Raw genomic sequence first — 24,854 nt, 5'->3', positions numbered from 1 at the left:
CCCCTAGGTGGCGGTTTTTTTATTTCAATTAATAAATTTCTATCTATTTGTTGGGGGTAGTGTAGTATCGTTGGTGAAGTGTGTTTGCTAGGTTTCAATTAACGATTGATTTCTTTTGTTTGAATTCATACCGTCTAAGTTGGCGGTTCTTTTCATTTTTCTTCATTTCATCGCTGTAGATGAGCTCAACTTGCATTACCTGCCACGCACGGCTCTCGCATTCTTGCTGTGTGAATATTTGCTCAGATACAGGCACAGCAGAACCCTGTATTAGCATGAGTAATACATATCCGATTATTTGCATGAATTGTTAGTCTGAATTTTAGGTATAAAAAACCCTGCTAGTGCAGGGTTAATGATAAATTTCATGAATTATTATATTAATATCATTTAAGCTCATGTTGTACAGATTATTTTCTTGATATAGATATTTTATATCAAATAGACAGTCATTTAAGTTTTTATTTGCCATTTCAATAGCATCAATGAATTGATAAATAGTATCAAAGTGTTTGCTATTATTATTTACAGCTAGTCTCAAAGCCTCCATAAGTTTTGATGTGTCCATGCTATAAAAACATCTCGCATGCGTTTTTCGTTCACCGAATCCAGAAATTATATAGTAGTATATCCCCTCCTTTTTTACCTCTGGATTATCAGGTTTTTTTTGCGATAAAAACATGTATGATTTTTGCATAAATTCTACATCGTAACTAATTCTCTGGCATTCCATTAATAATATTTTTGATATCGATGAATCTATTCTTTCATTTTTTTTATTTTCTAACTCTATTGAGTGTTTTTTTTGTAAAAAATAAATAGTAATTGTGGCAACTATACCAAATGTAGATGTAAAGCTAAAAAATGTACTCCATTTATTATTGTTATCAATATTCCAATAAAAGAAAATTGCGTAAGTTATAGCAAAAAAAATAGCGACTCCCAAAGCTATGTTTAACAACCAACTTCTATTCATAATCCCTCCTTATTTAAAGCAGGAATCATACTCACATCCATGTGACTAATCCACACCCAAAAGACTGAATTAATACATATGTGTCTTCACTTTCATTGCATCCCTGCTAGTTAAATTAAGCCTTTCCCTGATTAATCCTCACCCCATTCATCAACCCACGCTTCAAGTGGTGTTTTTCCTGCTTCGTAATCATCACGCCATGCATCTGCATCTGCTGCGCTACCGCCGTGGTCTGCAGCAACTTGCATTAATAAATCGTGCCATTCTTCAAAACTACAATTTTCATTATTCATATATCTATCTCCTGTTTGCATCCTTGCACTGAGTAATGGTTATATCTTTTGGTTAAATCACATAGGGAATGGTGGCTAGAACGGAATGTCGTCGTCAAAGTCCATCGGTGGTTCGTTATTTTGTGGCGTTGGCGCTTGTTGCCGTTGCTGAGGTTGTCGCGTTGGTTGTTGGCTTCCTGCCTGATTGCCACCGTTACCGCCTAGCATTTGCATAGACCCACCGATATTTACTACCACTTCCGTTGTGTATCGGTCTTGACCGCTTTGGTCTTGCCATTTGCGCGTTTGCAGAGAACCTTCGATATAGACTTGTGATCCTTTTTTCAGATATTCACCTGCAACTTCCGCTAATTTGCTGAAGATGCACACCCTATGCCACTCAGTTTTCTCGCGCATTTCACCCGATTGTTTGTCACGCCATGATTCTGATGTGGCTAGTGTTAGACTTGCTACTGCGCCACCATTAGGCATGTAGCGTATTTCAGGGTCTTGGCCTAAGTGACCAATGAGAATTACTTTGTTTACACCTTTACTTGCCATTTACACCGCCTTTTTAAGTTCGCTAATTCTTATTCCAGTTAGTCGCTTGCACTCTTCTTGATGAGTACCGCTTAATTCATTCCATACTTTTTTGTACTCATTCGTGATCGCAAGTTCGCTAGTTGCTTCATGCAAAAAGCCTGTGTAATCACTTAATATTTGCTCTGGTGTTCTCGGTGCTACGTTATGTACCTCTGCGTCAGCATCGACCGCTGTTTCCTCGGTCGGTATACAGAACGCTTGAAATGCTGCGTACTTGTATGCAATCGACATTGCTTTGTTTGTAGCCTTATCCCCGCTATCCATAGCTTCACCATAAGTCATGACTGTGTGCTTACTGCCATCCGTGACAGATACAAAATCAAACTCAGCTTTGACGGTTACGTAAAACAATGGTGTGCCTTTCTGGCTAAGGCGCTCACATACCGAGCGCTCAGTACAGCGAGTTAAGATAAGCAATCCATGCTTAACTAATGCAGGGGCTAGGGCGTTATAAACCGCATCAATACCCCTAAACGCATAATTTACGCCGCCACCTTTTGGCTTCTCCTTGCTAATGCCTTTTTCTGCCAACTCCTTGGCAACATTACTTATTGCTTTGTATACCTCACTCATAATTCCCTCCGAAAATTAGTCACCTACAACCCTGCCGCCTAATGGAATCTCTGTGGCGCCACGATATGGGTCAAAGTTATCTTTGGATAAATGCCTTGCATATCTCTCCAAGTTAGCCTGTCTTCGTTGCGCTTGAATGTGTTCAGGTAGAGGAGGGTAGAATTGAGACATTTCTAAGTTTTGACTTTTAACTAGTGCGGCGAGAGCTAATTCTAGTGTTGAAATCCTTTCAACTGGTTGAATTTCATCGTCCGTTAGGTCGCGCACTCTCCGCCTTTCGATATCTTCATCAATCATTGATAAAGCATATTTCAGGGCAGCATCCTTGCTTTTATGACTAGGGAATGCAGGTATTAAATACTTACCCATATTCACCTCTCATCCACCTACTAGGAGTTGACTGAGTCTGAATGCCAAGGCTTTCCATGCGATAGTATTCAGCTTCTTCCTCACGCTCCCTGCGTCGTCTTTCGGCATCCTGCCTTTGCTTAAGTTCATACTCTGAAATTCTCATGCTGCGTCCTTAATGAATAATATCCAGTGAGTTTTGTCGTTCTTGCCGACGCGCTGAACTATCGTTGGTTTATAGTCAGTAAGAGCTAACACTTGCTTTGTTGGAATTTGGGTTTCGTTCCACTTGAAAGCCAGTGTTCCGTTTGTCCGCAGCACTCGAAATGCTTCACTAAATCCTTTCGCTAAATCCTCTTTCCACGATTCTTTATTTAATCGCCCGTACTTTTTAAACATCCAACCATTGTGGCCAGCGCGAATTAAGTGAGGTGGGTCGAATACAACTTGATGGAATGAGTTATCAGGGAAGGGTAGGTTTTTAAAATCAGCGATAATATCTGGTGTTATGTTTAGCTTCCTGCCATCACATAAAATGTGTTTTTCTACCCTTATATCACTGTAAATTACTCTGTTGTCTTGCCTATCAAACCAAAACATGCGACTACCGCAGCACATATCTAGTATCTGTTTCATGCTGCGTCCTCATGCCGTTCCTTGAGTATTTTTTGCAACAGTTCCTTTGTTACATTCATGCTTAAAATAAGAGTTTCAGGGTCGTCCGTTTCAATGAGATATCCACTATCCATGTGAATGATTGCTCTTGTTCCACCACATGCCGCAGGTTCCGTTTGCGTGTACATGTTTTTGGATTCAAAAATAAGCTTGTTCATTCAGACCTCCCGTAACTCGCTTTGAGAAATTCCATCGCTAACCACCAAACATCATCACAACGTTGGCTTATAGCGATTCGCGCCTGTGCCTGTGCCAGACGTAGAAAATGTTTGTCGATTTGCATGATTTATCTCGTTAATAGAGGTAATAGGATTGCAGTCATAATGATTAAGGCTGCGTAGTAATAGTTATCGCCCATGTGATGTCCTCACATAGTTATTTAAAGTGTTCTGGTGTTGGTGCGATGGGTATTAGTAATTCATTGTCATGTGTGGGATTTGGTTACTTGCGACTAGCTTAATAAATTCAGTCGCTAATTTTTCATCAAATCCGTTACTGACTAAAGCTTGTAATGTTTCTTGGTTATACTTGCGGCGATGTTCTTTATCTTCTTGACGTTTAGCATCTTCCTTACGTTTGCGTTCTTCTTCCGCTAATCGCGTTTGTTCAGCTTCAAGAGCTTTCTTGCGCTCAGCTTCGATAGCTGCTTGTTTCTCACGCTCGGCTCTCTCCTGAGCTTCTTTAGCTTTTTGCTCGGCACGCTGAATAGCTTCCTGCTTTTCACGCTCTGCACGTTCGGCGGCTTCCTTTGCTTCACGTTCGCGCTGTGCTGCTGCTTCGATTTCTTGCTGTGCTTTTTGTTCGGCTTCTAACCTAGCTTGCTCTGCTGCTTGTTTCTTCAGCTCTTCTTCGTGTGCAATACGTTGGCGTTCTGCTTCGGCTTTAGCTTCTGCTAAATCTCGGTCGAATTTCTCATTCATGAGCAGGGCGATTTCATGATCTGACTCGATACGCTCAGCAAGTGCCTTGTCGAAAGCCTCATTCATTTCTAGCGCTTCTTCGTGCCACGCTAACATTTGCTTTTCTGCTTCGATTCTCTCTAACTCAGCCTTTCTTTCCTTTTCAGCTAACTCCCAATCATCCGCTGGTTTTTTAATTTCAGATGCTAAGGCATCAAGTTCCCTTTTAAATTCAGCTCGAGCCGCATCAATCTTTTTCGGAATTTCTTTTAACTCTGCGGCTAATTCTTTTCCTTTTGATTCAATATAAGTTTTCGAGCGAGTTACTTCATACGCTAAAGAAACTAGCTTCTTTCTGTTAACCTCCTTAGACAAATCCAGCTCGCCAAGCTCCTCTCTTTTTTGATTGGCCTTAACTTTGATAGCTAATAATAAGTTGCCAGCTTTCTCTGGTTCAGTAAAAATAGAGAGCCTATTTTCTTTCTCGATTACGACTAATTCATTTGCCATTTCCTATGTTCCTTATGTGCGTATTCCTCACTATTAATAGCGATATGATTCTCTAGCTCAGCCATTGAAGTTAATACTGGTGTAGCCGCTGTTGTAATCATTGCATTCATAGCCTCAGCAGCTAGGTAATCTCTAAAAGAGATATCAGACAACATCAATTCTTTAACCACTGTTTTATCTGTCATACTCCCTCCGCTATTAACTAAGTTTCTGTTGGAATTTTAACGTGACAAAATTCAATTAAATCTCTTGCGAATACAAGGTCATCACTATTATCGCCCCGCACTGTCTTGCCTTTAAGGCCATTTAACCCATCAATTTTATTAAGCCTTCTAAGTTCCAAAAAAATTTCTACTAATGAATTTAGTAGAAATGGACTATTGGTAACTAAAATTGCACTTCTAAACACATCTTTATGATCAAGAAAACTACATACAGAGTTTCCATTGCTGTTTACTATCTCAAAATCTTCATTATTTATTTCAATATGCCAATCATGTTTGACATGCTTGTTATTTCCCACGGTTAATTACTCCCAAATGAATTATTAATAACACCTATTACCCATTCAGCATTTTCTATAACACATTCGACCTCTTTTGTTTTTGTTTCTGGATTATCATCAATTAGTACCTTTAGCTTACTGAGTAACTTAGATGTAATATTTAAAATGTCATATGAAGTCATAATCATGTGACAACCATCTCTTCCAGCAATAGCGGTGTTTACAGAAATGATCTCTTTACCTATGTCGTTTTGAACTATATAGAAAAATTCAGTATCGCCAAAATGCTTATCTATTCTCCACTTGTAGCCCCACCTTGAAATCCCCTCACATATTTCAAAGTTTTTTTCTCTGTCTACGTGAAACATACCTCTACCTCATATTCGTTATTAACTAAACACGATGCTAGTCATCAAGCTTGAGTTTTTGAATTAAATCGCTAACCGTGCTATCTACTGATTCTTGATTGATGGAATCAAACAGCTTATCGCGAGATTTTTCTGCTTCCTCACAACTTTCCTCATCATCGTCGTCGTAATCTATCCATAATCCAAAATCGACCTCAAAAAGCTTCTCTGGCCAACAATACTGAACCCCGACCTTTGACTCTTCGGTGTTATGTACTTTTTTAACCAGAATCTGACGTTCATGTGACTCAAATTGTTTGAACCATATTTCCATCTCTATCTCCTATTTAACGTGCTGTAACACTTCCATCACTCATAATCGGCTTGCGTAGCCGTGGTTGCTTGCGTTCTACATCGGGTATGTCTTTTATCCCGATAAGTAAGTTGGCCAGTACATCGGTTTCGTCTACTGGTTTGATGATTGAGTCCCATATTTCTTCCACTGAGCGGCTTGGCGTTTTTACTTCTTCACGTTTACGAGCTAGAAATGCAGCTCTGCGCTCATATCTGCGTTGAGAGTAATTACTTCTTTCAATGACTTTTATCGTTGCCATATTTGCCTCCTAAGTGATCTTTGGTGATTGGTGGTAGCGCACTCATCTACCATTCACGCTTAGCGGAGCGATAACCAATCCCAAAAACCACTCAGTGGTGATTCAAGAATGCCTGAATCATGTTTGTCTATTTTTTAAAGAGCATGGCTTGCTAATGGATCCAGCTTGCCTTTGATGTGATTAATAATACTAAAGGTATTAATGATGGTCAATACTAATGATATTAAAATAAATACCAAAAGTATTATTTGCTTGAATTTAAAGGGGATTTATTTTCAAAAATTATTTATCTTGCGAGGGAAATCACACTGGCGGGGAATTGCGGGCACAAAAAAGCCCTCGCGGGGAGGGCTGATATAGCAGTATGCTTAATTAAGGCAGGTCTCTAAGGGAGTATTTTGTTTTGCCGCTACCTACAGTGGTACATAAGAATTTGGCTTGGACTGCTTTACCGATTAAGGTATTTATAACTTCTGGAGACTTTATGTTAGGGCTTATTACCGCCACTTCTATGTTGGTCTCATCGTTAATTAATTTAAATTCGCATCTTCTTCTGTTTGGTAATACGCCAGTAAACGTAACGTCCAGTGTTATAATTTCTTCTTTTATGTTGTCTACGCTCAGCTTATAGCTGATAGTTTCCAGTTGTTGTGGATTTCTAACAACTAAAGAAAAATCACTATTTTTAATTGTGAAAATAGTTCTTTCATTAACTAAAATATCAATAAATTCTCTTAGTTTTTTTATGGATTTTTCATCAAGATCTTCTAATTCAGTAGATAATAATTCATCATCACTACTTATTGCAGAGCTTAATATTTTGTATGTTTTTTCAAGAGATAAGGATGTTATTGACTTATCGTCAAAATCTAACACATCACCACGTGCTGGCTCTTCTAAAACAAAGCCAAATGAACCTTTGGCGATGCCAGTGATAATCATTGGTTCAATTCTTTGGCTGCCAATGACAGGCATTAGTGATGTTGATACTTGTGTTATTGCGGCATTGAATGCTTTTAATATTTTTGCGCCAAATGCAGACGAAATACCAACGGTACCTAAAACGGGGTCGCCTTTAAATGTAATTACTGCCTTTGCAGGAGAGTGAATATTAAGGTTTGCATTTTCTATCTCTTCATCAAGCTGGGATAGTCTATATTCTAGACTCATTCTGCTTATTACATCACTTTCATCCATTGATTCAAGCATGGATAATACTTGGCTACGTTCACTAAGAACATAGATGTATTCATCTTTATTCATTGAAGCCTCCTAATATCCGTTGCTGTAACAAGGCGTTAGCCTTAATATCGTCATCTTTAGAAAGTGGCACCTGTAAAAATCCTTTCCAAGACATATCTCTTTTGTGAGACCACATACTGTACCAATATACAGATCTTTCTACCAGAGAAATAGGGTCAACATCTAAACATTGAAAGTATGCATCAACCAAAAAATTTGTTTTCCTCCAATCGCCTTTTGCTGGATGAAACAAATCTATTTCTCTGCTAATTATTGATGATTGCGTCTCTCCAGGTGGAACTTTAAAGAAGGTAACTACATCAATATCATTCGGTTTTCTTGACTCTGTTAGCTCTATATTTTCAGTAAAGCTTCCATCAACCCACTGAAATCCATTGCTCATTCCAGTTTTATATAATCTGTCCCTAAAAGCTAAAAAGCCAATTAAAATAGATGCTCTTTTATTATTAAAAGCATAACTATCAACAAGCTCTATCGTGTTTGTTTTATACGGGGAACGTCCAAACCCTACAGGATCAAATTCATTTACCGGAGGTAATATCCCGATAGAGTTCCAAGAAGGAATGTTATTGTTCATTATAGTCCTTTTTAAAATCACCCACACCCTAAAACGTGCCGTCACTCTGCATTGAAAATCGAAATCCAAGCAAAAGGCTCTTCTGCAAACTGCAACACTGCTCCAACTGCTAGCGCTATTATTAACATAACAATCAGCAGCTTATTTTTACTGATGAGTTCTAATAATTTTTTCATATCGAACCCTCACTAATTATCAAAAGCAATCAGTAACAATAGAATGATATCCAGCACCGCAATAATAACTAGCAGTATCATTATGTTAGCGTTGGATATCAGTTCTAGCAGTCTCTTCATATTAAAACGTGTCGTCAGGCCACTAGACTAGTTTCATCATCATCTGCACAGCGACACCGATAATTTTACAGTTTCCATTGATTGGCGTAATTGGCCATGCGGGGTTTAATCCCTTTAAGAATTTCTGACCGCCATCAATGACTAGCTTTTTGAATGTGGCTTCGTTGTAGTCTGTTAATTTTGCGATGACTAAGCTGTTATTTATAGGTTCTCTACCAGTGTCCACTAAAACTAATGACCCATCTGGAACGCTTTGGCCTGATAGCGCAGTCATTGAGTCACCCTCAACCCTTAACCAGAAGGCAGAGCCTTGCACGTGCACCTCTGACTCATACCACTCATCAATCTGATCTAGTGTGTAAGGCTCACACGCTTCGTTCCATGACCCAGCTTGCACCCAACTGATTACAGGGTATTTAGGTGCAGGTCTGTATGGCCTAGGATTAGAGACGTTGGGCGAGAGTGCATTAGTGATCATCTCAGCTTCTTTAGCCAAAGTTGGACTAAAGTCACCGATAGGGACTTGAAGCACATTGGAAAAAACAGAAGCAATCTGAACATTAAGCGGGTTTCGACCATTCAGATAATGGCCTACACCGCCTTGGCTAATATCTAGCATGTCAGCAATTTGCTGTTGCGTTATTCCCAATGATCTTTTCTTGGACTCATACAAAGCTTTCAGTCGATTTGCATCTTCAAGCTGTTCTGTCGTCAATTTGTTCTTATTGCTCATAGCGCCAATTCTAATACCAAAGCTATTAAATTTGTTAATACCATATGTATTGACCTTTATTAATACTTTCAGTATTATTTGTGTGTGGAATAAAAAGGAGATTTACCATGGAAAGAATTCCTTTATCTGAATTTGTAAAAGAGAACAGTCAGGAAAAGGCAGCATCACTAATTGGGGTTCACCAAACAGCAATTAGTAAAGCCCTTCGTGAGGGTAGAAATATTTTATTAACTGAAACTGAGAATGGAATTAAGGCCATAGAAATTAAGCCATTCCCAAGTAGTAAAAAATAAGAATCACCCGCTCTTTAAACAATTTAAATCGCTCTAGGCACTCTTGGAGCAACCAATCAACTCACAGGATCGTGAGTAACGGACTAACTGTATCAATAATATGGAATATTAAATTATGGACTACGCAACAACACGCAAAAACTTCAATCAATTCGTATCAAATCATCTAATCGCTACGGCATTACAAGCATTGAGAGCTAAGTCTCAATCGGTAGTGGCTAAAACATTAGGTGTCCATGATTCAACCATTCTACGCAGAACTGACAAATTTCCTGAGCTATGCGAAACGCTGGCAGCTTCGGGGATTAAAGATTTTGTGCTGGAAGGTGAGAGAAAAATATCTGAGGAAGAATATCGCTTTTTGTGGAAGCAGATCGGCGAGCTTTCTTTGATGAGGACAAAAGAAAACGCCCCAGCTGCGAGAACAGTTGAGGCGCATTAGTAAATCATTCACGGGAGTAATTATACATGAATATTAATTACACAACAAATCGATATGGAGGTCGTTATGAACGTTGTTAAGCATGTGGACTTTGCTAACAAACAACTGATACCAGACAAACCAGAGGTTAAGGTGGCTGATCTTGATAATGGCTACCTTCGGGTAGCAAATGAAATTCAAGATGCTCTGTGCGCTCTCCAACTAGCAGGTAGGGAATGGCAGGTATTAAACGCCATTATTCGCTTAACGTGGGGGTGGCAAAAGAAAGAGGACAGAATACAAAACATCTTGATTGAAGAGAAAACTAAACTAGGTAGGAATCCTGTATCTGAATCGGTCGGAGTGCTTGAAATTAGAGGGATTATTCACGTTAGACGAATAGGTCAAAACCGATACATTTCTATCAATAAAAACGTCTCAGAATGGGTATACACGAAAACAAGGAAAGCCATCCCTGAAAACGGGGATAACCATCCCCGAAAACGTGTAGCGGTATCCCCGAAAAAGGGGATCACCAAAGACATTATTTCAAATACAGTAAAAGATATTAATAACTCTTCGTCCGAGAATTCTAACGAATCCTCTGACCGACCATCTGAAAAAGTTTTAGCTGTTAAGCCTGATGCGGTTGTTAGCTCACCCAAAGGTAACAAGTGGGGAAATGCTGACGACCTGAAAGCCGCTCAATGGATTTACTCACAGGTCCTGATAGTCAGCCCAGCAACCAATGAACCTAACTGGGCAACATGGGCTAACGATGTTCGACTGATGAGACAGCTAGACGGGCATACCCACCAAGACATTTGCAAAATGTTCAAATGGGCGAGCAAAGATTCGTTCTGGTGTAGCAATGTTTTATCGCCAGCAAAACTCCGTGAGAAGTGGGCAACGCTGGTTATTCAAAGTCAGCAGCCAAACCGCACGCAAAGAGCGTCAGGAAGCCAGCAGCCAGCAAGACAATCGATAGACTACGAAAGCACTGAATGGATGGAGGGTATCGATGTATGAAATCACTAGTTACAGCAATCCAGCAACGTGATTCAACGGCACTGCAAGCAATGGCAACACATGCACCACCACAGCAAAAACAAGCTGTAAAGCAGCAAGTAGCCCAAGTATTTAACGAACTCTTCAGACAACTCAAAGCAACCTTCCCAGCGGCGATAGCCAACTTCAAAGAACAAAGCGACCTTGACGAATTTAAACGCCAATGGACCATCGCATTTATTGAAAATGGCATTAGGACTCTGGAGCAAATAAATATCGGGATGAAAATTGCAAGGCAACAAACCAATCCGTTTTTACCTTCTCCTGGTCAGTTTGTTCAATGGTGCAAGCAGGGTGACTATACAGCGCTGGGTCTGCCTACGGATGATGAGCTTTTCGATATGTTCAAAGAATATTGCTCAGTGAGAGGTTGGCGGCGATTCAATTGGCAGTCTAACGCTTGTTACTGGATGGTCACTAAAATTTACTCAGAAATGCGAAGCCGCAACCTATCTGATTCAGAGGTTATAAAACTTTGTGCATCTGAACTTAAAGTCATGGCCAACAAAATCAAATCAGGCGAGAAAATACCAGATCCAGTTCCTCTGATTGAGAAAAAGCGCACTCCATCTGATGAGGATTATGCAATACGCAGTTTGTGGCATTTGAAGCGCAGTCTGGGATGCAACTTGAGCCTAGAAGAGTATCGCCATCAATTCTACGATGCCCGATTAAAAATACTTCGCAAGTAACACGCCAAATCATAAGGACTTCTAGATGAATCTATTAACGCATACCGTCACCAAGGTATTAGGTGATCCGATTCGTAAAACATTTACTTACAACGGGATAGAAACTGAATACTACCTAACGCAGGTAGAGTGCAATTGTTACGGGGTCATTTCTAACACTGAAGTGGTAACAAATACTCTTAAGCAAGCCAAGGCAATTAAAGTTGGTTATGAGTGGGAGCAGTGAGGGTTGAGTGATGAAAGGAACAACGTTAACAGATGGAGGCATCTAATGCAGGGAACTAACCCAACAGACTTTGAACAGTGGTGCGCTGATGAAATGGGGCACACAGTTGAGTATATGGTCATGCAGCGCAATAAAAATATTCTTGGTGGCACTGCTTACAAGCATGAAGAAATTGATAAGCGATATCGCGCTTGGAGAGCTAGTTGGAGAGAAAGAGCCAAGGCATTTATTAACGGACAATGGGTTAAGTGTTCCGACAAAATGCCAGAAGTTGGTAAGCCAGTAATTGTTAAATTGGGAACCATGCTTCACATCATGCACATCAGTGACTTTGATGGCAAATGGGATGATGGAGAGTTTTTATCGGGAGTGGGATTAGAAAACATCAAGTATTGGCACGAGCTCCCACCAATGCCAGAGGGTGAATGATGAAACTAACATCAAAGCAGAAAATAGCATTGAGCGAAGTTCGCAAGGGAAATAAAAAGCCAGATGCCTCACCTAGAACATTAAAGTCACTAGAAATGAAAGGCCTGATAAGACACGACATTTTACTTGGGTGGGTATGGACTTGGGAAGGTCTAAATAAATAATAGTTGGAACAGGAGAGCTAACAGTGAGTGATAAGGTAATAGTAGATTTTTACTATCTAGCCCATCGTCAGTTGCCAAGGTTATTCTCACTTAATATCTACATCGACAATCAACATGATGCGATTATTTATCCAGTCAAACCAACAAAGAAACAAATACGGCACTTTAAGAAGAAATACATCCCTAAGCTTAAAGCGGCTCAGAAAAGGCAAGAGAATGGGAGGTTAATTGACAGATGACATCTGTCTCCATAAATCCAATCTCAAAGGCATTTTCAAAACCCTCTCAGAAGTAACAGAAACCGGTAAACGTTACCGAATCAAAATCACCGAATGGCGTGACCTCAGAACAATACCAATGAACAAAACATGGCGTATGTGGATAGAAACCACAGGCGATTGGCTGCGTGCTCGCGGCGTTGTTATTGATATTAAAAATGGTTACGGCGAAGTCGTTCTATCAAAGCCAATCACTAACGAAGAAACACACGAGTATTTTGTTGGTCACTGGCTAGGTCGTGATGAAAACGGAGAGCGTGAGAAAACCCGCAAGATGGATAAAGCACGGATGCTCTACATGATGGAGAAACACGAAGCATGGTGTATTGAAAAAGGCATTCCAATCATCATCCCAAACGACAGCGAATACATGAAACTCAAGGAGCAGCAAGAGCGATGAAACTAGAAAAAGGAAAGGTCTACGAGATATCAGAACAGGCTTTGGATTTTTACCACAAGCATAACCGAGCTGAATACCACTCTACATACCCAAGAGAAACTGATGGGGAGCCACTGCACAACGTAATTATAAGAATGGTTAGTGGAGATTTGGAAACATCCATATTGCTTAACGACGAAATAGTCAAAGTTGCTGATATCCAAGAGGTGTAATGATGAAGCGTAAATACCCAAATTTAACCCTTGGAGCCAAGTTATTTATGGTAGCCATATTTGCCTGTTTGATTGCTGCAATTTTGATATTTAAGGCGGCGATATATGGCTAAGGCTAAAAAGCCGAAGCTGAAAATCTGTAAAGAATGCGATAAAGAATTTACTCCCTACCTATCAACTCAAAAAGTCTGCTCTACATCCTGCGCAATACTATTTGCCGCCAAAGAAGTTAAACGAGCTGAAAATAAGGCCCGTCGAAAGAAACTATCTGAGGAGCGTAAAATATTGCGGGCCCGCAAGGAAAAGTTAAAGAAAAAATCAGACTGGAACAAAGAGGCCCAATCGGCAGTAAACAAATACATATTCTGGCGAGATTACGGTCAGCCATGTATTGCTTGTGGTAGGCCCTTAAATTACGGGGTAAGAGGTGGGGCCGTAGATGCAAGTCATTACAGGTCAAGAGGTACGGCAAGTCATTTAAGGTTTAATCTTCTCAACATTCATGCTGGCTGTGTTCACTGCAATAGGGACCTGTCAGGAAATCCAATTCCATACCGTATCAATCTCATCAATAAAATCGGCGAAGAGCGAGTAACACGCTTAGAGCGCAATAACTCGGTCCGTAAATTCGATATCGAATATCTCAAGCGAATGAAATCAATATTCGCTCGAAGAGCCCGTTGGTATGAGAAAAAGCGAAAGCAACTCATGGAGGCAACTTAATGTTTACGGATATTGAAGACGTAGCAATTAAAGAAGTCAGATGGTCTCGGGCTAAAAACAGACGAGATTATGCAGTTGTTCAAATAGGATGTGGTCTCATGAAAGCCAACTAACATAGATGGCTATGTGAAAGCTCTAAAGTGAGAGTTATGTTTTCCACTAAAGACGATGGAAACGGAACAGTATCGACGGGGGTAAGATGATTACTAAATTAAAAAAAGGCACTTCGCGCCTAGCCAAAGAATTAGATAGTACCGTTTCAAATACTGAATATATTAAATCTGAAGCTGACTGCAAAAGCTCGCAAATTAACATGAGGTGAACAATGCGTGATATTCAACAAGTGTTAGAACGCTGGGGAGCTTGGGCAGCGGATAATACAGAGTCAGTGCAATGGTATTCTGTGGCGGCTGGATTTAGCAGTTTAATTCCAAGCAAGGTTAAGTCACGAGACCAGTGCTGCGAAGATGATGCAATGATCATCTCTGAATGCATGGCGCAGCTAAATAGGAAAGATAGCGAAATGCACGACCTGCTACTTGATTACTATCTATTTGGTAAGACATTCATTCAGTTGGCAAAAAAACATAGATGCTCTGATACTCACATCGGTAAAAAATTACAAAAGGCAGAGGGGCAAATTGATGGTATGTTGATGTGGTTGGATATTACTTTGGAAATGGATAAATACATAGAAATAATCCATTAAGTCACTTTACGATCGTAAAATAGCTGATATTGTGATAAGAGTGAATACGTTGTCACCTGACTTACAGAATGAAACCTCGCAATGTGGTTTTTTTTATGCCTAAATAAACATAAGACTTGCGGTTCCTATTTGTCAGAATTACATGTGCAGTTATATGCAATAACCGATCAAAAGTGTTAATTATTTCCCTTAAGATCCTGTTAAGATTTAATTGATAGACTATAAAAAATTAACAGACAAAAGGAATTATTATGAATAAGGCAATTATTGCACTCGTATTATCAGCAGCTTCATTTGGTGTGTTAGCTAACAATCATGCTGGTGGGTTTGTTTCTAATGATGGTTCTGTAGGTCCAAAAGGTGGGTTTGTTGCAACGGCGCAAGCAGTGACAACTGTCGTTCAAGCGAAAGAGCTTCCTGATGATGCGTGGGTCTCACTTGAAGGTCATATTGTTAAACAGATTGGTAAAGAGCTTTACGAGTTTAAAGATAGTACTGGCTCAATCTCTGTAGATATTGATGATAGGCGCTGGCGTGGACAGGTTGTGACGCCTGAGACAAAAGTTCGTTTAGATGGTGAAATTGATAAAGAGTGGGCTTCATTAGAAGTTGATGTGAAGCGAGTAACCATTATCAATAAGTAGCTCTAAATATTTAATGAGCCCCATGATTGGATAATCGGGGGCTTTTCTGCACTGAAAAAACTCTATTTACCAACTTCTGCCTAATTCATATGCTAGATAGCTTTATCTATAGCTCTTTCAATCGCTTTACATTCGGGACTATTTCCACTGGATTGCTCTATTTGACCCGGCAAGTTGCCTTCTGGGGTATCCATCTTTATCACGCAAGTGTCAGGCTTAGTTTGGGGGTTAGTGTTTGATGAACAACTAGTTACTAAAGCGATAACAAAACATGCCAATATAGCTTTATTTTTATGCATACTACTTATCCTATTTTTAAAGGGTAATTCTTGATGCTACTAAAGGTTAAGCGTGAAGTGCAAAGTAATTCATAAAATCGGCCAAAGCGGCTTATTTATTTTTTATAACGATAAGGTAACTCAAGTGGTAGGCCTGTCGCTCTTGAACTCCACCCGTAAAGCTGGGAGTTACCTTTTCATTGTGGAGAATGCCAAGCCTAGTCACCTATCTATTTTTACTATTATTTTATCTGTTTTAGATCTATTCGTTGATACGGAGTCATCCATTTGCTAGGTTAAAATGATGGAAAAAGAGTGAGGCAGGGCATATGGATTATTATTTAACAAAAAGTGACCGCGACGGATTGGTCATATTACACAAAAAAGCATGCCCACAACTTATTCAGTATAGCAGTGCGACTTATGTGGGTTACTATTTTGGTGAATACGGTGCATTACAGAAAGTTGAAAGTATGACTACAAACACTGTTATTGCATGCTCTCACTGTATGACTGATTTACAGGTTAATAATGAACCTGTATAAATTTTATATATCTGACTTATACTATAATTGAAGTGCAACTATTTCCAGTCTAGAAATTTAGTAAGGAACAGTCATGAATAAATTGATGCTAGCAACAATAATTGGCACGTCATTACTATCAGTTTCAGCATGGTCCAGCACAAATAAGTCAGAAGACTTCATCAATGTGAATTATAACTGTGCAAATAATCAAACGTTTAATGCAGTATTTATTAATGATGTAGAAAATAGTTATGCTGTAATTGGGTTTGATAATCGCATCATACCAATGAAAATAATTGAAATGGCATCTGGCGCCAGCTATAAATCTGATTCAGGAAAAGAAAACCTAGTTTTGCATACTAAAGGTGATAAAGCAGAGTTAGTAAAAGAAAATGGTGATATTGTTTTCTCGAATTGCATATCCACACAACTAGATTAATTTTTCTTTTCCTTAACCATATCAACTCACAAGGGCTGTGCATTGCGTGGCCTTTTTCATATATAGCCACCGAAAATCGTTATCAATATGTAATAACATTGTGATTGGTTAGACTACATTGATAACTGGTGCCAATGTAGAGAATCCCAAGTGGGAAGGTGGAGCTAGCCGGCCTACCGTGTTAGTTTGTTAAAATTTAACTTAGGTTCAATAAACCAGTGGATAGTTGAGTTAAAAGACAATAAAAGAGCGATGCTAATAGTTGATAGTGTTAGTAATATTATTAATAATAAACTATATTCTACATGGAAGTAAGTTAAGGTTTGTAAAAGAATAAAACAAATAATAGGATGAATTAAATAAACACCTAAAGCATTATTTGATACCCTTGAATATTTATCAGTTGATAAAGAAAAGTAAATAATGCTAGAGCCTAAAACTATGCTTATAAAGAACTTTAAAATATAAACAACAAAAAAGTATAATAAGAAATCAGCTTTAGTAATATTTAAAATTGTTCTATTGATATTTTCTTCATAATAAAGTGCAGCTATAGCTAAGGCTGCAGTGATTATAATCATATAATGAGGTTTTTTTCTAAGTGAAGATATTTTTTCACCATTAATAAAATAAGCAACTACAAAGAATGGAAAATATTTAATAATGGAAAAGAAACTGGATGCACTAATTAAGTAATTACTTGCTAAATAAGAAAAAAATAATGATATCGCCAAAATAATAAATAATATTAAACTGTTAGATTTGAACTTTTGTGGTAACAATAAAAAAAAAGCTTGCCAAACAGGTATGGCTAAAAAAAACCATACTCCATTTTGAGGTTCAAAGAGATAAAGTTTTAAGCTTAATTGGCCGGAAAAGTATAGTGGGATTGCATCAACTGTTTGAAATATTAAATAAATTATAATAGATGGAAGCAAACTAAGCTTCAAAGATTTCCAAGAGGCATTCTTCGTTACGAATGCAACTATGAATACAAACATAGGAATTAATGTTAAGTCGAAAATACTAATAAGAAATGAGGCTTTATTTTTATCGACTAAATTTAAGTAGAAATTAAAAACAATAAGAGAGCTCAATATGAGCTTCAACGTGGGCCAATATGGTTGGGTAATATTATTTGACACAGGCTTAATTTGTTGTTTCATATGCACGCCCTGTATAAGAATCAGCTCATTGTACTGTATTGATATACTTATTTGAAATGAATTCCTTGGAAATAATCAAGAAACAATTTTAACTTATCTTGAATGAATATTAGTTCCATGAATTTAAACCTGGGCTACTGTAGTTGGTAGCTTTCTATTAACTAAACATCGGAACACTCCGTAGGGGGTGAAATCATGCGTATGGATAAATATAGCAACGCAGCCTACGGTAGTGCTGGGCTTACAGCATTTTTTGCTAGCTTATCGCTTTATGAATGGGGCTTTATTATCGGGATGGCGTTTAGCATTCTTTTAGGTCTCGCTACCTTTTTTATGAATCGACGAGAGCAGCGAAAGCGGACCCGTTTATTTGAAGAACTTGTTAATAAAACCGACCCACAAAACCCATCAGACACTGCACGAAAAGCCGCCGAACTTATGGCTAAAGCTCTTAAGGATATCTAATGTCACTCAAACAAAAACTAACTGTGCTTGTTGGCGCAGGGGCTTCGGCTATCGCTTTAACGGTGATTGCGCATTTTGAAGGTGTTAGATATGAGCCTTATGAAGATGTGGGCAGGGTATTAACAGTTTGCTATGGTCACACGGGGAAAGATATTGTTCCCAATAAAACTTATACCAAAGAAGAATGCAACGAGCTATTAGCACTTGATTTTATGAGAACTAAGCTGCAGGTAGATCGCCTAGTTAAAGTTCCTGTTGATGAACATACAAAAGCAGCCCTTTATTCATTTGCTTTTAACGTGGGTACTGGGGCATTCGCTAAGTCGACAATGCTTAAAAAGCTTAACGAAAGTGACCAACACGGTGCTTGTGAAGAACTTAAAAAATGGGTTTACGCTGGTGGCAAGGTATGGCGTGGGCTCGTTAATCGCCGAGAAGCGGAGGCGACCATATGCCATGGAAACCTATAGTGGTTGTAATGTGTTTCATGCTACTCGCGATATCAATAATTGCTTTCGGTGCTTATTGTATGACAGATAATACATGCGGTATTGATAAAGCCAGCTTAGAAAAGCGCTGCCAGAAAGCCATCGATCACTATAAAGGTCAGCAAGTTAATTTTTAATCTTCTATATGGTAATCGCCATGAATACAGTCAGAGTCGCATTATTTATCGCAGCGTGGGTAGCCATATGGGGAATGTGGAAGCAACACGAGAGAATAGGTGAGCTAAATACTAAGAATGCCGCACTACTCGTCGAGCTAACAGAGCAAGTCAAAATCAATGAAGCTTACCAAGAACGAGTCCAATCACTTCATAAACTCGATGCTAAACATATTCAGGAACTAGCCAATGCAAAAAGTGAAATTGATAAGTTGCGTATTGCTGCTGAGCGCAATCCTGAACGGGTGTACATCAAAGCTAGTTGTAAAGAAGCCGAAGGCATTACCACCCCCAGCTTGGATGATGCAACAACCGCCAGACCTACTGACACCGCTGTCAGAAATTATTGGCTACTCAGAAGCAGGATAGCAAAACAAACGCAAATGATATTGGGGCTGCAAGATTATATTAGAACGGAGTGTTTGTGATGAATGAAACAGTCTAGCTAAAAAATAACGGTTATCCGTGGATTGGTTCAATTTATCATACGCATTATTCTTAGTCATACTAATAGTACTTATACTTGAAATGCTTACTGAGCAGCAGGTTAAGATAGTTGCTTCGTTGCATGAACATGATGAAATGTTTGATACATCTTCAGCTGTTAACTCTGCGTCTACTGTTTGTATATATAAGGATAATAAAATTAATAATATACCAAATTATATCCTCAACTATCTTAGGCCTGATTGTAATGAAAATTGAAAAGTTCAAGCACTAGCCGATGACAAAGTTATGTATAAAATGAATAAGGTAAAAAAATAGCCCGTGCCAGGAAGACTAACGGGCTAACATAATACCAGCACACATCTTGGTTATCATTATTCTTACTACCTTTATAGTAACGAATATAGAATAATAAATTAATAGGTGTCAGTGTGTAACAAAAGGAAAAAAAATATTTCAAGTTATGGTGAGCGCCATTTTTAGGCCCGTAAATAGGATTCATTAAGTAAGCATATTAGGGAAATAATATTCAGCATGGGATAATTGGGGAGAACATTACTATTTTAAATTTTGCTTTATAACATTTTCACTAATAACTAGATGCAAACTAGTACGACTATTTATCTAAATTAGATTGTTAATTAAATAAGAAATGTATTAATACTAGAAAAATAAGTATTCTTATGAGACTATGCAAAGAATGAAAGTTGCCTCATACTTCATTGATATTATTAGTATTTATAATTGGAAAGGGTTAGTTATAGAGATTTTTAAAATTATAAATATAAGTTATTTTGTAATTTATATAATTAACAATAATAGGAGGTAATATGCCTCCCCTCAATGTGTAAGGAGGAGGTCATAAAGGGAGGGTTATTTTCTGCCTAGGAGAAAACCAACAATTAATCCAACACTAGCAGATATGGCTACTGCAGTGAGTGGATTTTGTTTAATTTTTGTCTGAGCATTTTGACTATAATCTTGTGCTGTTTCTAGCATGTCAGCAGTTACTTGCTTGCCCTTACCGTAGATTTCCTTTGCTTTACCTTCGATTTGGTGCTTATTTGACTCAGTTAGCTCCCCATATTTATCTTGGGCCTTGCCTGCTGCTTCTGCAACTTTACCTTCAGCTTTATCAAAAAGTGCCATAATGCTACCTCTATGTTTGATTAAGTAAGTGTAAGTTATAAAAATAAACAATTCCGTTGAAACTTTATACATTAAAGCATCATAATATTTAATTATGCAAGAATTATATAATATTAACTTATTAATTTATAACCCTACAGGATTAGCAGGTATTCGTGTGTTAAGTTAGATTGGTTAATATTATTATGTTGTACTCAGACAGTTATCAGCTAATCAATAGTAGATTTTTTATATTTAATAAGCGTACACTGATGCTCATGGCCAGCATAGGTTTATGATTAAGGTGGAGTTAGAGCATGAGATTAATTAGTAATGAACGTGAGCATTTTGGGGCCTTACTCGGATATGCTCCTGGAGGTGTAGCAATATATTCATCAGATTACGATTCATTATCTAATTTTGATAGCAAAAATGATATTTCTTTTCGTAGCTATATTGGTAATGAATATATGGGTTATAAATGGCAATGTGTTGAGTTTGCTCGTCGTTTTTTATATCTCAATTATGGAGTTGTTTTTAGTGATGTCGGTATGGCATATGAAATATTTTCTTTGCGTTTTTTACGGCACGTAGTTGATGATGACATTTTACCGCTAAAAGCTTTTGTTAACGGGAGTCCTATCAAGCCTACCGCGGGGGCATTGTTAATTTGGGATGAGGGTGGCGAGTTTAATAAAACAGGCCATATAGCAATTATTACGCAGGTTTATGATGATAAAGTTCGCATCGCTGAGCAAAATGTCATCCATCATAAATTGCCTATAGGTCAGCAGTGGACACGGGAATTGCCTCTGAAAAGAGATAAAGAAAGATATACACTATCAGATACTTTCCCAGACACTAAAATTTTAGGGTGGATGATACAAACAGATAGTGATGAACATGCTTATTCAGGGCCGTATACTAATCCTGAGTTGCTAAAAATTCATGCTGCAAAAATAGATAATAAAATTGACTATAATAAAGAATGGTTGAATGAATCAAATCCCATAGAAAATAAATATATTCAAGCTAGGCAAGGTCGTAAGCTAAATAGTGCTCTTCATGAATATTTTACAATATCTAGCACAGCTGAAAATAAATTGATACAAGCAACCAATGAAGTTCATCTTATGTATCTGCATGCGACAGAAAAAGTGTTAAAGAGTGATAATCTATTGAAACTTTTTAACATTCCAGAAATGCTTTGGCCTCGTATACGTTTATCATGGAAGAATCGGCGCCATGATATGATTACAGGAAGATTAGACTTTTGTTTAGATGAACGAGGATTAAAAGTCTATGAATATAATGCGGATTCAGCTTCTTGTCATACAGAGGCAGGGGTCATTATTGATAGGTGGGCAAAAGCAGGGCAACTGAAAGATGGCAAAAACCCAAGTGGCCACTTAACCGAATTACTTTCTAGCACATGGGAACACTCTTCTGCTAAACCTTTTATTCACATTATGCAGGATGCAGATAGTGAAGAAGATTATCATTCGCAATACATGGCATATGCAATTACCGAAGCTGGATTCGATTATAAAATCATTCATGGTTTAGAAGAATTATTTTGGAATGAAACAGGTCAAGTTGTTGATAGTGATGGCCGTATATTAGAGTGTGTATGGAAAACATGGGCGTGGGAAACTGCTCTTGAGCAAATTCGACAAGAATGTGAGAAAGATTATGAGCATTCAGCTCTACAAATTCGTACTGGGCACTCAGAATATAATGACGTCAGACTAGTTGATGTATTATTAAAACCTGAGATTCGCGTCTTTGAGCCTTTATGGACAGTCATTCCAAGTAATAAAGCTATATTACCTATTCTTTGGTCGTTATTTCCTCATCACCCTTATCTTTTGAATACAAGTTTTGACATCAGTGATGAATTACGTTTGAGTGGTTATGCGATTAAGCCAATAGCTGGCCGTTGTGGTGACAACATAGGATTAGTTGATAAGTGCGATACAGTTTTAGATGAAACTTCAGGTCAATTTGGTCAACAGGAAAATATTTACCAACAATTATGGTGTTTACCAAATATAGAAGGTCGTTTTATTCAAGTCTGCACATTTACTGTTGGGGGACATTATGGAGGAGCATGTTTACGATCAGATCCATCATTAGTTATCAAAAAGGATAGTAATATAGAGCCATTATGGGTGCTTGATGATAATGATTTTTTATAATGGATACGATATCAGAAAATATATCTCTTAAACTTCATATGATTACCTTGTTAAAGTTGGTCCCAGCAATACTATTTCCTCAGTATCTCAAGCCATCAGTTAATAGCTGATGGCCTTTGCTTAAAGGAAAGTTGAGCAACAAAGAAATGCCCCATTACTGGGGCAAAATAAAACGAAGCAATAGTTTGAATACACTATCAGCATAGATGATTAGTAAATTTTCCACATGGATTAAGTGTAAGCAAATACGGAAAAGAAAATACGAATATGAGTGTCGTTAAAAGTATAAGAAAACACTAGAAGGACAAAGTAAGCTTATCCCCTAGTGTTTTAGGTAAGGGGGGAGGTTACTTAGCTGCTCTTTGTATTGCCTCTCCTCCAGCCTCTATGTCTTCACCAACACCTTTAGTTGTGTTACAGGCAGTTAGTGTGAAAGCAACAGCTAATGAGCAGATGAGGAAACTGATTTTTTTCAACATATTTTCTTCCTTTTTAATGTGAAGTTATAAGCTACAGAAGATCATTTATAATTATAGCAGAATAATTAACTTACTATTTTTATCTGTAGGGAATAAGAGTTTCAGTATTAAACCCATCATATCTTTGTGGAGTTAATATGATTAGTGATACCTGACAAATGAAAATTAGCTGCTATATTCTAAGTGTTAATACTTATTTTGTGATTAATCAACATTAGCAAAAAAGGGTACACTCTATGATATTAAAAGAGCTATTTATCCGTATGCTTCATATTTTCCAATACTTATTAGTTGGTTTTCTTTTGTTATTATCATCAATAGCATTACCTAATTGGCTAGGTAATGCCACGGTCTTTTTTGTAGGGTAGTATCCAAAGTAGTGAATGGAAGAAATGGATAATCACAAAGATTATGAAATAAAAAAAGCCCACAAAGATGAAGTGGGCTAAAAATGCTGCTTTATGTAGTTGAATATCGTATTAAATGTAGTTAATTTTTCAGTATATGCAAACTATTTTTTAGTATTGGTGGGGTTAAACACCTTGGTAGTATAAGCAGCGATAAAATATACCAATTCCCACAATAAACATGACCAAAATATCACCAATAATAAGAGTGGATAAAGTATTCTTAACATTTTGAAACTTCGATATATTTATCTTTTATACACCTGTTAATATATAGCGGTATATCTTTAGATATGATTAATCTCTGATATTCTATGTAGGGGACATTTTTGTACTGATGAGTTAGCTTGTTATGGAAACCAATTTCCAAGGTTTTATTGTCATGATTGTATTCAATAGATTCAATTTCTACTAAATTCATTAATAATCTATACATATTGAGCCTTTATGTAAAACACATAATAAGAGTATTTGAAAGTGTAGTATGGCTCTTAGTAATATCAAATATTTAGTTAGAATTTACAGATGATTAGGTCGTTCGGAGACCTTTTTTATGCGAAAGTATCTTATCGGTGATATTTAGTGAGGTTACAATGCAGATAAAGTCAGTTTTTATGTTTTTAAGCATGCTTTTACTTAACGGATGCAGTGTTAAAGTACCAAAGGATATATCACCAGTTAAGAATTTTGATTTATCTCGCTACCTTGGTGAATGGCATGAGATAGCCCGAATCGATAATCGATTTGAAAAAGGATTAATCAAGGTCTCAGCTAACTATTCTCTTCGTGGTGACGGAGGTGTAAAAGTAGTGAATAGAGGGTGGGATTCAGAGAATAAAAAATGGAAAGAAAGCGTGGGGAAAGCCTATTATGTTGAATCTTCTGATGTAGGAGCTTTGAAAGTTTCTTTCTTTGGTCCTTTTTACGGTGGGTATAATATTATTAAGCTTGATGAAAACTATCAATATTCATTAGTTGTTGGGCCTAATAAAGATTATCTATGGGTTTTATCTCGCACGCCAACTATGCCACCAGAGTTATTAAATGAATACCTTAGCTTTGCAAGTAACCATGGTTTTGATAGGAAGCAAATATTGATATTTCAATAGAACTACCTCTTAATTATCTGCTTTGATATTTTTTATTGAAAATTCAAGAAGTGAAATATATGACCCGCCTCGTGCGGGTTTTTTATTGGGTATAAAC

Annotated in this window: 42 protein-coding genes; 18 read left to right on the top strand and 24 right to left on the bottom strand. The window is 37.8% G+C overall.

Annotated elements, in window-relative coordinates; translation table 11 throughout:
- Positions 1-94: 94 nt before the first annotated feature.
- The 19 genes from AABS66_RS02185 to AABS66_RS02095 all read right to left on the bottom strand — a co-directional run bounded on the left by AABS66_RS02185 (position 95) and on the right by AABS66_RS02095 (position 9,191).
- Positions 95-304, bottom strand: a complete 210-nt coding sequence (locus AABS66_RS02185) for a hypothetical protein (protein ID WP_430224570.1) — start codon at positions 302-304, stop codon at positions 95-97.
- Positions 305-352: 48 nt separating this feature from the next.
- A complete protein-coding gene (locus AABS66_RS02180) occupies positions 353-976 on the bottom strand; it encodes a hypothetical protein (RefSeq protein WP_430224531.1) in 624 nt (207 codons plus the stop codon).
- 131 nt (positions 977-1,107) lie between these two features.
- Positions 1,108-1,269 (bottom strand): hypothetical protein, encoded by a 162-nt coding sequence (locus tag AABS66_RS02175; RefSeq protein WP_172974374.1) that lies wholly within the window; start codon positions 1,267-1,269, stop codon positions 1,108-1,110.
- 75 nt (positions 1,270-1,344) lie between these two features.
- Positions 1,345-1,809 (bottom strand): single-stranded DNA-binding protein, encoded by a 465-nt coding sequence (locus AABS66_RS02170; protein ID WP_430224530.1) that lies wholly within the window; start codon positions 1,807-1,809, stop codon positions 1,345-1,347.
- A complete protein-coding gene (locus AABS66_RS02165) occupies positions 1,810-2,424 on the bottom strand; it encodes an ERF family protein (protein ID WP_264403435.1) in 615 nt (204 codons plus the stop codon). It abuts the gene before it with no gap.
- Between the two features lie 15 nt (positions 2,425-2,439).
- Positions 2,440-2,793: a hypothetical protein gene (locus AABS66_RS02160; RefSeq protein WP_430224529.1), complete on the bottom strand. Its 354-nt coding sequence runs from the start codon at positions 2,791-2,793 to the stop codon at positions 2,440-2,442.
- A 141-nt stretch (positions 2,794-2,934) separates the two neighbouring features.
- Positions 2,935-3,408: a class I SAM-dependent methyltransferase gene (locus AABS66_RS02155; protein ID WP_430224528.1), complete on the bottom strand. Its 474-nt coding sequence runs from the start codon at positions 3,406-3,408 to the stop codon at positions 2,935-2,937.
- Positions 3,405-3,605, bottom strand: coding sequence for a hypothetical protein (locus AABS66_RS02150; RefSeq protein WP_430224527.1), 201 nt, complete (start codon positions 3,603-3,605; stop codon positions 3,405-3,407). Before AABS66_RS02150 ends, AABS66_RS02155 begins: the two co-directional genes overlap by 4 nt.
- Positions 3,602-3,730, bottom strand: a complete 129-nt coding sequence (locus tag AABS66_RS02145; RefSeq protein ID WP_430224526.1) for a hypothetical protein — start codon at positions 3,728-3,730, stop codon at positions 3,602-3,604. Before AABS66_RS02145 ends, AABS66_RS02150 begins: the two co-directional genes overlap by 4 nt.
- A gap of 127 nt (positions 3,731-3,857) precedes the next feature.
- Positions 3,858-4,856 (bottom strand): hypothetical protein, encoded by a 999-nt coding sequence (locus tag AABS66_RS02140; protein ID WP_430224525.1) that lies wholly within the window; start codon positions 4,854-4,856, stop codon positions 3,858-3,860.
- On the bottom strand, positions 4,841-5,041 hold the full coding sequence (locus AABS66_RS02135) for a hypothetical protein (protein WP_430224524.1): 201 nt from the start codon (positions 5,039-5,041) through the stop codon (positions 4,841-4,843). Before AABS66_RS02135 ends, AABS66_RS02140 begins: the two co-directional genes overlap by 16 nt.
- A 17-nt stretch (positions 5,042-5,058) precedes the next feature.
- Entirely contained in the window at positions 5,059-5,379 is a 321-nt protein-coding gene (locus tag AABS66_RS02130) for a hypothetical protein (protein ID WP_430224523.1), read from the bottom strand.
- Positions 5,380-5,381: 2 nt separating this feature from the next.
- A complete protein-coding gene (locus AABS66_RS02125) occupies positions 5,382-5,729 on the bottom strand; it encodes a hypothetical protein (protein WP_430224522.1) in 348 nt (115 codons plus the stop codon).
- Between the two features lie 37 nt (positions 5,730-5,766).
- Positions 5,767-6,042, bottom strand: coding sequence for a hypothetical protein (locus AABS66_RS02120; protein WP_430224521.1), 276 nt, complete (start codon positions 6,040-6,042; stop codon positions 5,767-5,769).
- 13 nt (positions 6,043-6,055) lie between these two features.
- The gene (locus AABS66_RS02115; protein ID WP_430224520.1) at positions 6,056-6,322 is read right to left on the bottom strand and encodes a hypothetical protein; all 267 of its coding nucleotides are present in this window, start codon (positions 6,320-6,322) and stop codon (positions 6,056-6,058) included.
- Positions 6,323-6,694: 372 nt separating this feature from the next.
- Positions 6,695-7,585 carry a hypothetical protein gene (locus AABS66_RS02110; protein ID WP_430224519.1) on the bottom strand — a complete coding sequence of 297 codons (891 nt, stop codon included), beginning with the start codon at positions 7,583-7,585 and terminating at the stop codon, positions 6,695-6,697.
- On the bottom strand, positions 7,578-8,162 hold the full coding sequence (locus AABS66_RS02105; RefSeq protein ID WP_430224518.1) for a DUF6932 family protein: 585 nt from the start codon (positions 8,160-8,162) through the stop codon (positions 7,578-7,580). Before AABS66_RS02105 ends, AABS66_RS02110 begins: the two co-directional genes overlap by 8 nt.
- A gap of 41 nt (positions 8,163-8,203) precedes the next feature.
- A complete protein-coding gene (locus AABS66_RS02100; protein WP_262410967.1) occupies positions 8,204-8,338 on the bottom strand; it encodes a hypothetical protein in 135 nt (44 codons plus the stop codon).
- 142 nt (positions 8,339-8,480) lie between these two features.
- A complete protein-coding gene (locus AABS66_RS02095) occupies positions 8,481-9,191 on the bottom strand; it encodes a LexA family protein (RefSeq protein ID WP_430224517.1) in 711 nt (236 codons plus the stop codon).
- A gap of 107 nt (positions 9,192-9,298) precedes the next feature.
- On the opposite strand from AABS66_RS02095, the gene AABS66_RS02090 reads away from it, so the two are divergent.
- The 12 genes from AABS66_RS02090 (at position 9,299) to AABS66_RS02035 (ending at position 15,450) form a co-directional block, all read left to right on the top strand.
- The gene (locus AABS66_RS02090) at positions 9,299-9,484 is read left to right on the top strand and encodes a Cro/CI family transcriptional regulator (protein WP_042847907.1); all 186 of its coding nucleotides are present in this window, start codon (positions 9,299-9,301) and stop codon (positions 9,482-9,484) included.
- A gap of 115 nt (positions 9,485-9,599) precedes the next feature.
- Positions 9,600-9,926 carry a hypothetical protein gene (locus AABS66_RS02085; RefSeq protein WP_430224516.1) on the top strand — a complete coding sequence of 109 codons (327 nt, stop codon included), beginning with the start codon at positions 9,600-9,602 and terminating at the stop codon, positions 9,924-9,926.
- 66 nt (positions 9,927-9,992) lie between these two features.
- Positions 9,993-10,934 carry a replication protein gene (locus tag AABS66_RS02080; RefSeq protein WP_430224515.1) on the top strand — a complete coding sequence of 314 codons (942 nt, stop codon included), beginning with the start codon at positions 9,993-9,995 and terminating at the stop codon, positions 10,932-10,934.
- Positions 10,931-11,665 carry a replication protein P gene (locus tag AABS66_RS02075; protein WP_430224514.1) on the top strand — a complete coding sequence of 245 codons (735 nt, stop codon included), beginning with the start codon at positions 10,931-10,933 and terminating at the stop codon, positions 11,663-11,665. The genes AABS66_RS02080 and AABS66_RS02075 overlap by 4 nt, the downstream gene beginning before the upstream one ends.
- A gap of 25 nt (positions 11,666-11,690) precedes the next feature.
- On the top strand, positions 11,691-11,891 hold the full coding sequence (locus AABS66_RS02070) for a hypothetical protein (protein WP_430224512.1): 201 nt from the start codon (positions 11,691-11,693) through the stop codon (positions 11,889-11,891).
- A gap of 45 nt (positions 11,892-11,936) precedes the next feature.
- A complete protein-coding gene (locus AABS66_RS02065) occupies positions 11,937-12,320 on the top strand; it encodes a DUF551 domain-containing protein (RefSeq protein WP_210781953.1) in 384 nt (127 codons plus the stop codon).
- A 187-nt stretch (positions 12,321-12,507) separates the two neighbouring features.
- Complete coding sequence (locus tag AABS66_RS02060) at positions 12,508-12,723, top strand: DUF7279 family protein (RefSeq protein WP_430224511.1); 216 nt, start codon at positions 12,508-12,510, stop codon at positions 12,721-12,723.
- Entirely contained in the window at positions 12,713-13,162 is a 450-nt protein-coding gene (locus tag AABS66_RS02055; RefSeq protein WP_430224510.1) for a hypothetical protein, read from the top strand. The genes AABS66_RS02060 and AABS66_RS02055 overlap by 11 nt, the downstream gene beginning before the upstream one ends.
- Complete coding sequence (locus tag AABS66_RS02050; RefSeq protein WP_430224509.1) at positions 13,159-13,374, top strand: hypothetical protein; 216 nt, start codon at positions 13,159-13,161, stop codon at positions 13,372-13,374. The genes AABS66_RS02055 and AABS66_RS02050 overlap by 4 nt, the downstream gene beginning before the upstream one ends.
- A gap of 105 nt (positions 13,375-13,479) precedes the next feature.
- The gene (locus AABS66_RS02045; RefSeq protein ID WP_430224508.1) at positions 13,480-14,097 is read left to right on the top strand and encodes a recombination protein NinG; all 618 of its coding nucleotides are present in this window, start codon (positions 13,480-13,482) and stop codon (positions 14,095-14,097) included.
- 325 nt (positions 14,098-14,422) lie between these two features.
- On the top strand, positions 14,423-14,806 hold the full coding sequence (locus AABS66_RS02040) for an antiterminator Q family protein (protein ID WP_273804167.1): 384 nt from the start codon (positions 14,423-14,425) through the stop codon (positions 14,804-14,806).
- A gap of 251 nt (positions 14,807-15,057) precedes the next feature.
- Positions 15,058-15,450 (top strand): YgiW/YdeI family stress tolerance OB fold protein, encoded by a 393-nt coding sequence (locus AABS66_RS02035; protein ID WP_273804168.1) that lies wholly within the window; start codon positions 15,058-15,060, stop codon positions 15,448-15,450.
- 92 nt (positions 15,451-15,542) lie between these two features.
- Here AABS66_RS02035 and AABS66_RS02030 read toward each other — a convergent pair whose 3' ends face one another.
- On the bottom strand, positions 15,543-15,749 hold the full coding sequence (locus tag AABS66_RS02030; RefSeq protein WP_273804169.1) for a thiamine biosynthesis protein ApbE: 207 nt from the start codon (positions 15,747-15,749) through the stop codon (positions 15,543-15,545).
- A gap of 597 nt (positions 15,750-16,346) precedes the next feature.
- Between AABS66_RS02030 and AABS66_RS02025 the strand changes: the two genes are divergently transcribed.
- Positions 16,347-16,694 carry an MliC family protein gene (locus AABS66_RS02025; protein ID WP_273804170.1) on the top strand — a complete coding sequence of 116 codons (348 nt, stop codon included), beginning with the start codon at positions 16,347-16,349 and terminating at the stop codon, positions 16,692-16,694.
- A gap of 173 nt (positions 16,695-16,867) precedes the next feature.
- Here the strand turns inward: AABS66_RS02025 and AABS66_RS02020 are convergent, their stop codons facing one another.
- Positions 16,868-17,860, bottom strand: a complete 993-nt coding sequence (locus AABS66_RS02020) for an acetyltransferase (RefSeq protein WP_430224507.1) — start codon at positions 17,858-17,860, stop codon at positions 16,868-16,870.
- A 195-nt stretch (positions 17,861-18,055) separates the two neighbouring features.
- Here AABS66_RS02020 and AABS66_RS02015 point away from each other — a divergent pair, with 195 nt between their 5' ends.
- From AABS66_RS02015 to AABS66_RS02005, 3 genes are all read left to right on the top strand, one after another.
- Positions 18,056-18,325, top strand: a complete 270-nt coding sequence (locus AABS66_RS02015; protein ID WP_430224506.1) for an HP1 family phage holin — start codon at positions 18,056-18,058, stop codon at positions 18,323-18,325.
- Positions 18,325-18,795: a lysozyme gene (locus tag AABS66_RS02010; RefSeq protein WP_430224505.1), complete on the top strand. Its 471-nt coding sequence runs from the start codon at positions 18,325-18,327 to the stop codon at positions 18,793-18,795. The genes AABS66_RS02015 and AABS66_RS02010 overlap by 1 nt, the downstream gene beginning before the upstream one ends.
- A gap of 175 nt (positions 18,796-18,970) precedes the next feature.
- On the top strand, positions 18,971-19,417 hold the full coding sequence (locus tag AABS66_RS02005) for a lysis protein (RefSeq protein ID WP_430224504.1): 447 nt from the start codon (positions 18,971-18,973) through the stop codon (positions 19,415-19,417).
- An 892-nt stretch (positions 19,418-20,309) separates the two neighbouring features.
- Here the strand turns inward: AABS66_RS02005 and AABS66_RS02000 are convergent.
- A complete protein-coding gene (locus tag AABS66_RS02000) occupies positions 20,310-20,585 on the bottom strand; it encodes a DUF883 family protein (RefSeq protein WP_273838957.1) in 276 nt (91 codons plus the stop codon).
- A gap of 296 nt (positions 20,586-20,881) precedes the next feature.
- On the opposite strand from AABS66_RS02000, the gene gss reads away from it, so the two are divergent.
- The gene (gene gss, locus AABS66_RS01995; RefSeq protein WP_273804175.1) at positions 20,882-22,762 is read left to right on the top strand and encodes a bifunctional glutathionylspermidine amidase/synthase; all 1,881 of its coding nucleotides are present in this window, start codon (positions 20,882-20,884) and stop codon (positions 22,760-22,762) included.
- Positions 22,763-23,109: 347 nt separating this feature from the next.
- On the opposite strand, the gene AABS66_RS01990 is transcribed toward gss, so the two are convergent.
- Positions 23,110-23,241, bottom strand: a complete 132-nt coding sequence (locus tag AABS66_RS01990; RefSeq protein ID WP_273804176.1) for an entericidin A/B family lipoprotein — start codon at positions 23,239-23,241, stop codon at positions 23,110-23,112.
- 630 nt (positions 23,242-23,871) lie between these two features.
- Positions 23,872-24,069, bottom strand: a complete 198-nt coding sequence (locus tag AABS66_RS01985; protein WP_430224568.1) for a KTSC domain-containing protein — start codon at positions 24,067-24,069, stop codon at positions 23,872-23,874.
- Between the two features lie 172 nt (positions 24,070-24,241).
- Here AABS66_RS01985 and AABS66_RS01980 point away from each other — a divergent pair, with 172 nt between their 5' ends.
- Entirely contained in the window at positions 24,242-24,757 is a 516-nt protein-coding gene (locus AABS66_RS01980; protein WP_273804177.1) for a lipocalin family protein, read from the top strand.
- Positions 24,758-24,854 lie beyond the last annotated feature (97 nt).

Origin of the sequence: Providencia sp. SP181 (assembly GCF_050446505.1) — a bacterium.
In the GTDB taxonomy this organism is placed as follows: domain Bacteria; phylum Pseudomonadota; class Gammaproteobacteria; order Enterobacterales; family Enterobacteriaceae; genus Providencia; species Providencia vermicola.
The sequence above is the reverse complement of the archived record's forward strand: the minus strand, read 5'-3'. Positions and strand labels throughout refer to the sequence as shown.

Excerpts from the sequence above, each read along its gene's own strand:
- AABS66_RS02075 (WP_430224514.1), top strand. The coding sequence starts at position 10,931 with ATGAAATCACTAGTTACAGCAATCCAGCAACGTGATTCAACGGCACTG.
- AABS66_RS02065 (WP_210781953.1), top strand. The coding sequence starts at position 11,937 with ATGCAGGGAACTAACCCAACAGACTTTGAACAGTGGTGCGCTGATGAA.
- AABS66_RS02040 (WP_273804167.1), top strand. The coding sequence starts at position 14,423 with ATGCGTGATATTCAACAAGTGTTAGAACGCTGGGGAGCTTGGGCAGCG.
- AABS66_RS01990 (WP_273804176.1), bottom strand. The coding sequence starts at position 23,241 with ATGTTGAAAAAAATCAGTTTCCTCATCTGCTCATTAGCTGTTGCTTTC.
- AABS66_RS02000 (WP_273838957.1), bottom strand. The coding sequence starts at position 20,585 with ATGGCACTTTTTGATAAAGCTGAAGGTAAAGTTGCAGAAGCAGCAGGC.
- AABS66_RS02070 (WP_430224512.1), top strand. The coding sequence starts at position 11,691 with ATGAATCTATTAACGCATACCGTCACCAAGGTATTAGGTGATCCGATT.
- AABS66_RS02185 (WP_430224570.1), bottom strand. The coding sequence starts at position 304 with ATGCAAATAATCGGATATGTATTACTCATGCTAATACAGGGTTCTGCT.
- AABS66_RS02115 (WP_430224520.1), bottom strand. The coding sequence starts at position 6,322 with ATGGCAACGATAAAAGTCATTGAAAGAAGTAATTACTCTCAACGCAGA.
- AABS66_RS02100 (WP_262410967.1), bottom strand. The coding sequence starts at position 8,338 with ATGAAAAAATTATTAGAACTCATCAGTAAAAATAAGCTGCTGATTGTT.
- AABS66_RS02180 (WP_430224531.1), bottom strand. The coding sequence starts at position 976 with ATGAATAGAAGTTGGTTGTTAAACATAGCTTTGGGAGTCGCTATTTTT.
- AABS66_RS02085 (WP_430224516.1), top strand. The coding sequence starts at position 9,600 with ATGGACTACGCAACAACACGCAAAAACTTCAATCAATTCGTATCAAAT.
- AABS66_RS02125 (WP_430224522.1), bottom strand. The coding sequence starts at position 5,729 with ATGTTTCACGTAGACAGAGAAAAAAACTTTGAAATATGTGAGGGGATT.
- AABS66_RS01985 (WP_430224568.1), bottom strand. The coding sequence starts at position 24,069 with ATGAATTTAGTAGAAATTGAATCTATTGAATACAATCATGACAATAAA.
- AABS66_RS02035 (WP_273804168.1), top strand. The coding sequence starts at position 15,058 with ATGAATAAGGCAATTATTGCACTCGTATTATCAGCAGCTTCATTTGGT.
- AABS66_RS02050 (WP_430224509.1), top strand. The coding sequence starts at position 13,159 with ATGAAACTAGAAAAAGGAAAGGTCTACGAGATATCAGAACAGGCTTTG.
- AABS66_RS02080 (WP_430224515.1), top strand. The coding sequence starts at position 9,993 with ATGAACGTTGTTAAGCATGTGGACTTTGCTAACAAACAACTGATACCA.
- AABS66_RS02095 (WP_430224517.1), bottom strand. The coding sequence starts at position 9,191 with ATGAGCAATAAGAACAAATTGACGACAGAACAGCTTGAAGATGCAAAT.
- AABS66_RS01980 (WP_273804177.1), top strand. The coding sequence starts at position 24,242 with ATGCAGATAAAGTCAGTTTTTATGTTTTTAAGCATGCTTTTACTTAAC.
- AABS66_RS02175 (WP_172974374.1), bottom strand. The coding sequence starts at position 1,269 with ATGAATAATGAAAATTGTAGTTTTGAAGAATGGCACGATTTATTAATG.
- AABS66_RS02120 (WP_430224521.1), bottom strand. The coding sequence starts at position 6,042 with ATGGAAATATGGTTCAAACAATTTGAGTCACATGAACGTCAGATTCTG.
- AABS66_RS02165 (WP_264403435.1), bottom strand. The coding sequence starts at position 2,424 with ATGAGTGAGGTATACAAAGCAATAAGTAATGTTGCCAAGGAGTTGGCA.
- AABS66_RS02020 (WP_430224507.1), bottom strand. The coding sequence starts at position 17,860 with ATGAAACAACAAATTAAGCCTGTGTCAAATAATATTACCCAACCATAT.
- AABS66_RS02150 (WP_430224527.1), bottom strand. The coding sequence starts at position 3,605 with ATGAACAAGCTTATTTTTGAATCCAAAAACATGTACACGCAAACGGAA.
- AABS66_RS02015 (WP_430224506.1), top strand. The coding sequence starts at position 18,056 with ATGCGTATGGATAAATATAGCAACGCAGCCTACGGTAGTGCTGGGCTT.
- gss (WP_273804175.1), top strand. The coding sequence starts at position 20,882 with ATGAGATTAATTAGTAATGAACGTGAGCATTTTGGGGCCTTACTCGGA.
- AABS66_RS02010 (WP_430224505.1), top strand. The coding sequence starts at position 18,325 with ATGTCACTCAAACAAAAACTAACTGTGCTTGTTGGCGCAGGGGCTTCG.
- AABS66_RS02025 (WP_273804170.1), top strand. The coding sequence starts at position 16,347 with ATGAATAAATTGATGCTAGCAACAATAATTGGCACGTCATTACTATCA.
- AABS66_RS02140 (WP_430224525.1), bottom strand. The coding sequence starts at position 4,856 with ATGGCAAATGAATTAGTCGTAATCGAGAAAGAAAATAGGCTCTCTATT.
- AABS66_RS02170 (WP_430224530.1), bottom strand. The coding sequence starts at position 1,809 with ATGGCAAGTAAAGGTGTAAACAAAGTAATTCTCATTGGTCACTTAGGC.
- AABS66_RS02135 (WP_430224524.1), bottom strand. The coding sequence starts at position 5,041 with ATGACAGATAAAACAGTGGTTAAAGAATTGATGTTGTCTGATATCTCT.
- AABS66_RS02155 (WP_430224528.1), bottom strand. The coding sequence starts at position 3,408 with ATGAAACAGATACTAGATATGTGCTGCGGTAGTCGCATGTTTTGGTTT.
- AABS66_RS02105 (WP_430224518.1), bottom strand. The coding sequence starts at position 8,162 with ATGAACAATAACATTCCTTCTTGGAACTCTATCGGGATATTACCTCCG.
- AABS66_RS02045 (WP_430224508.1), top strand. The coding sequence starts at position 13,480 with ATGGCTAAGGCTAAAAAGCCGAAGCTGAAAATCTGTAAAGAATGCGAT.
- AABS66_RS02030 (WP_273804169.1), bottom strand. The coding sequence starts at position 15,749 with ATGCATAAAAATAAAGCTATATTGGCATGTTTTGTTATCGCTTTAGTA.
- AABS66_RS02090 (WP_042847907.1), top strand. The coding sequence starts at position 9,299 with ATGGAAAGAATTCCTTTATCTGAATTTGTAAAAGAGAACAGTCAGGAA.
- AABS66_RS02005 (WP_430224504.1), top strand. The coding sequence starts at position 18,971 with ATGAATACAGTCAGAGTCGCATTATTTATCGCAGCGTGGGTAGCCATA.
- AABS66_RS02145 (WP_430224526.1), bottom strand. The coding sequence starts at position 3,730 with ATGCAAATCGACAAACATTTTCTACGTCTGGCACAGGCACAGGCGCGA.
- AABS66_RS02160 (WP_430224529.1), bottom strand. The coding sequence starts at position 2,793 with ATGGGTAAGTATTTAATACCTGCATTCCCTAGTCATAAAAGCAAGGAT.
- AABS66_RS02110 (WP_430224519.1), bottom strand. The coding sequence starts at position 7,585 with ATGAATAAAGATGAATACATCTATGTTCTTAGTGAACGTAGCCAAGTA.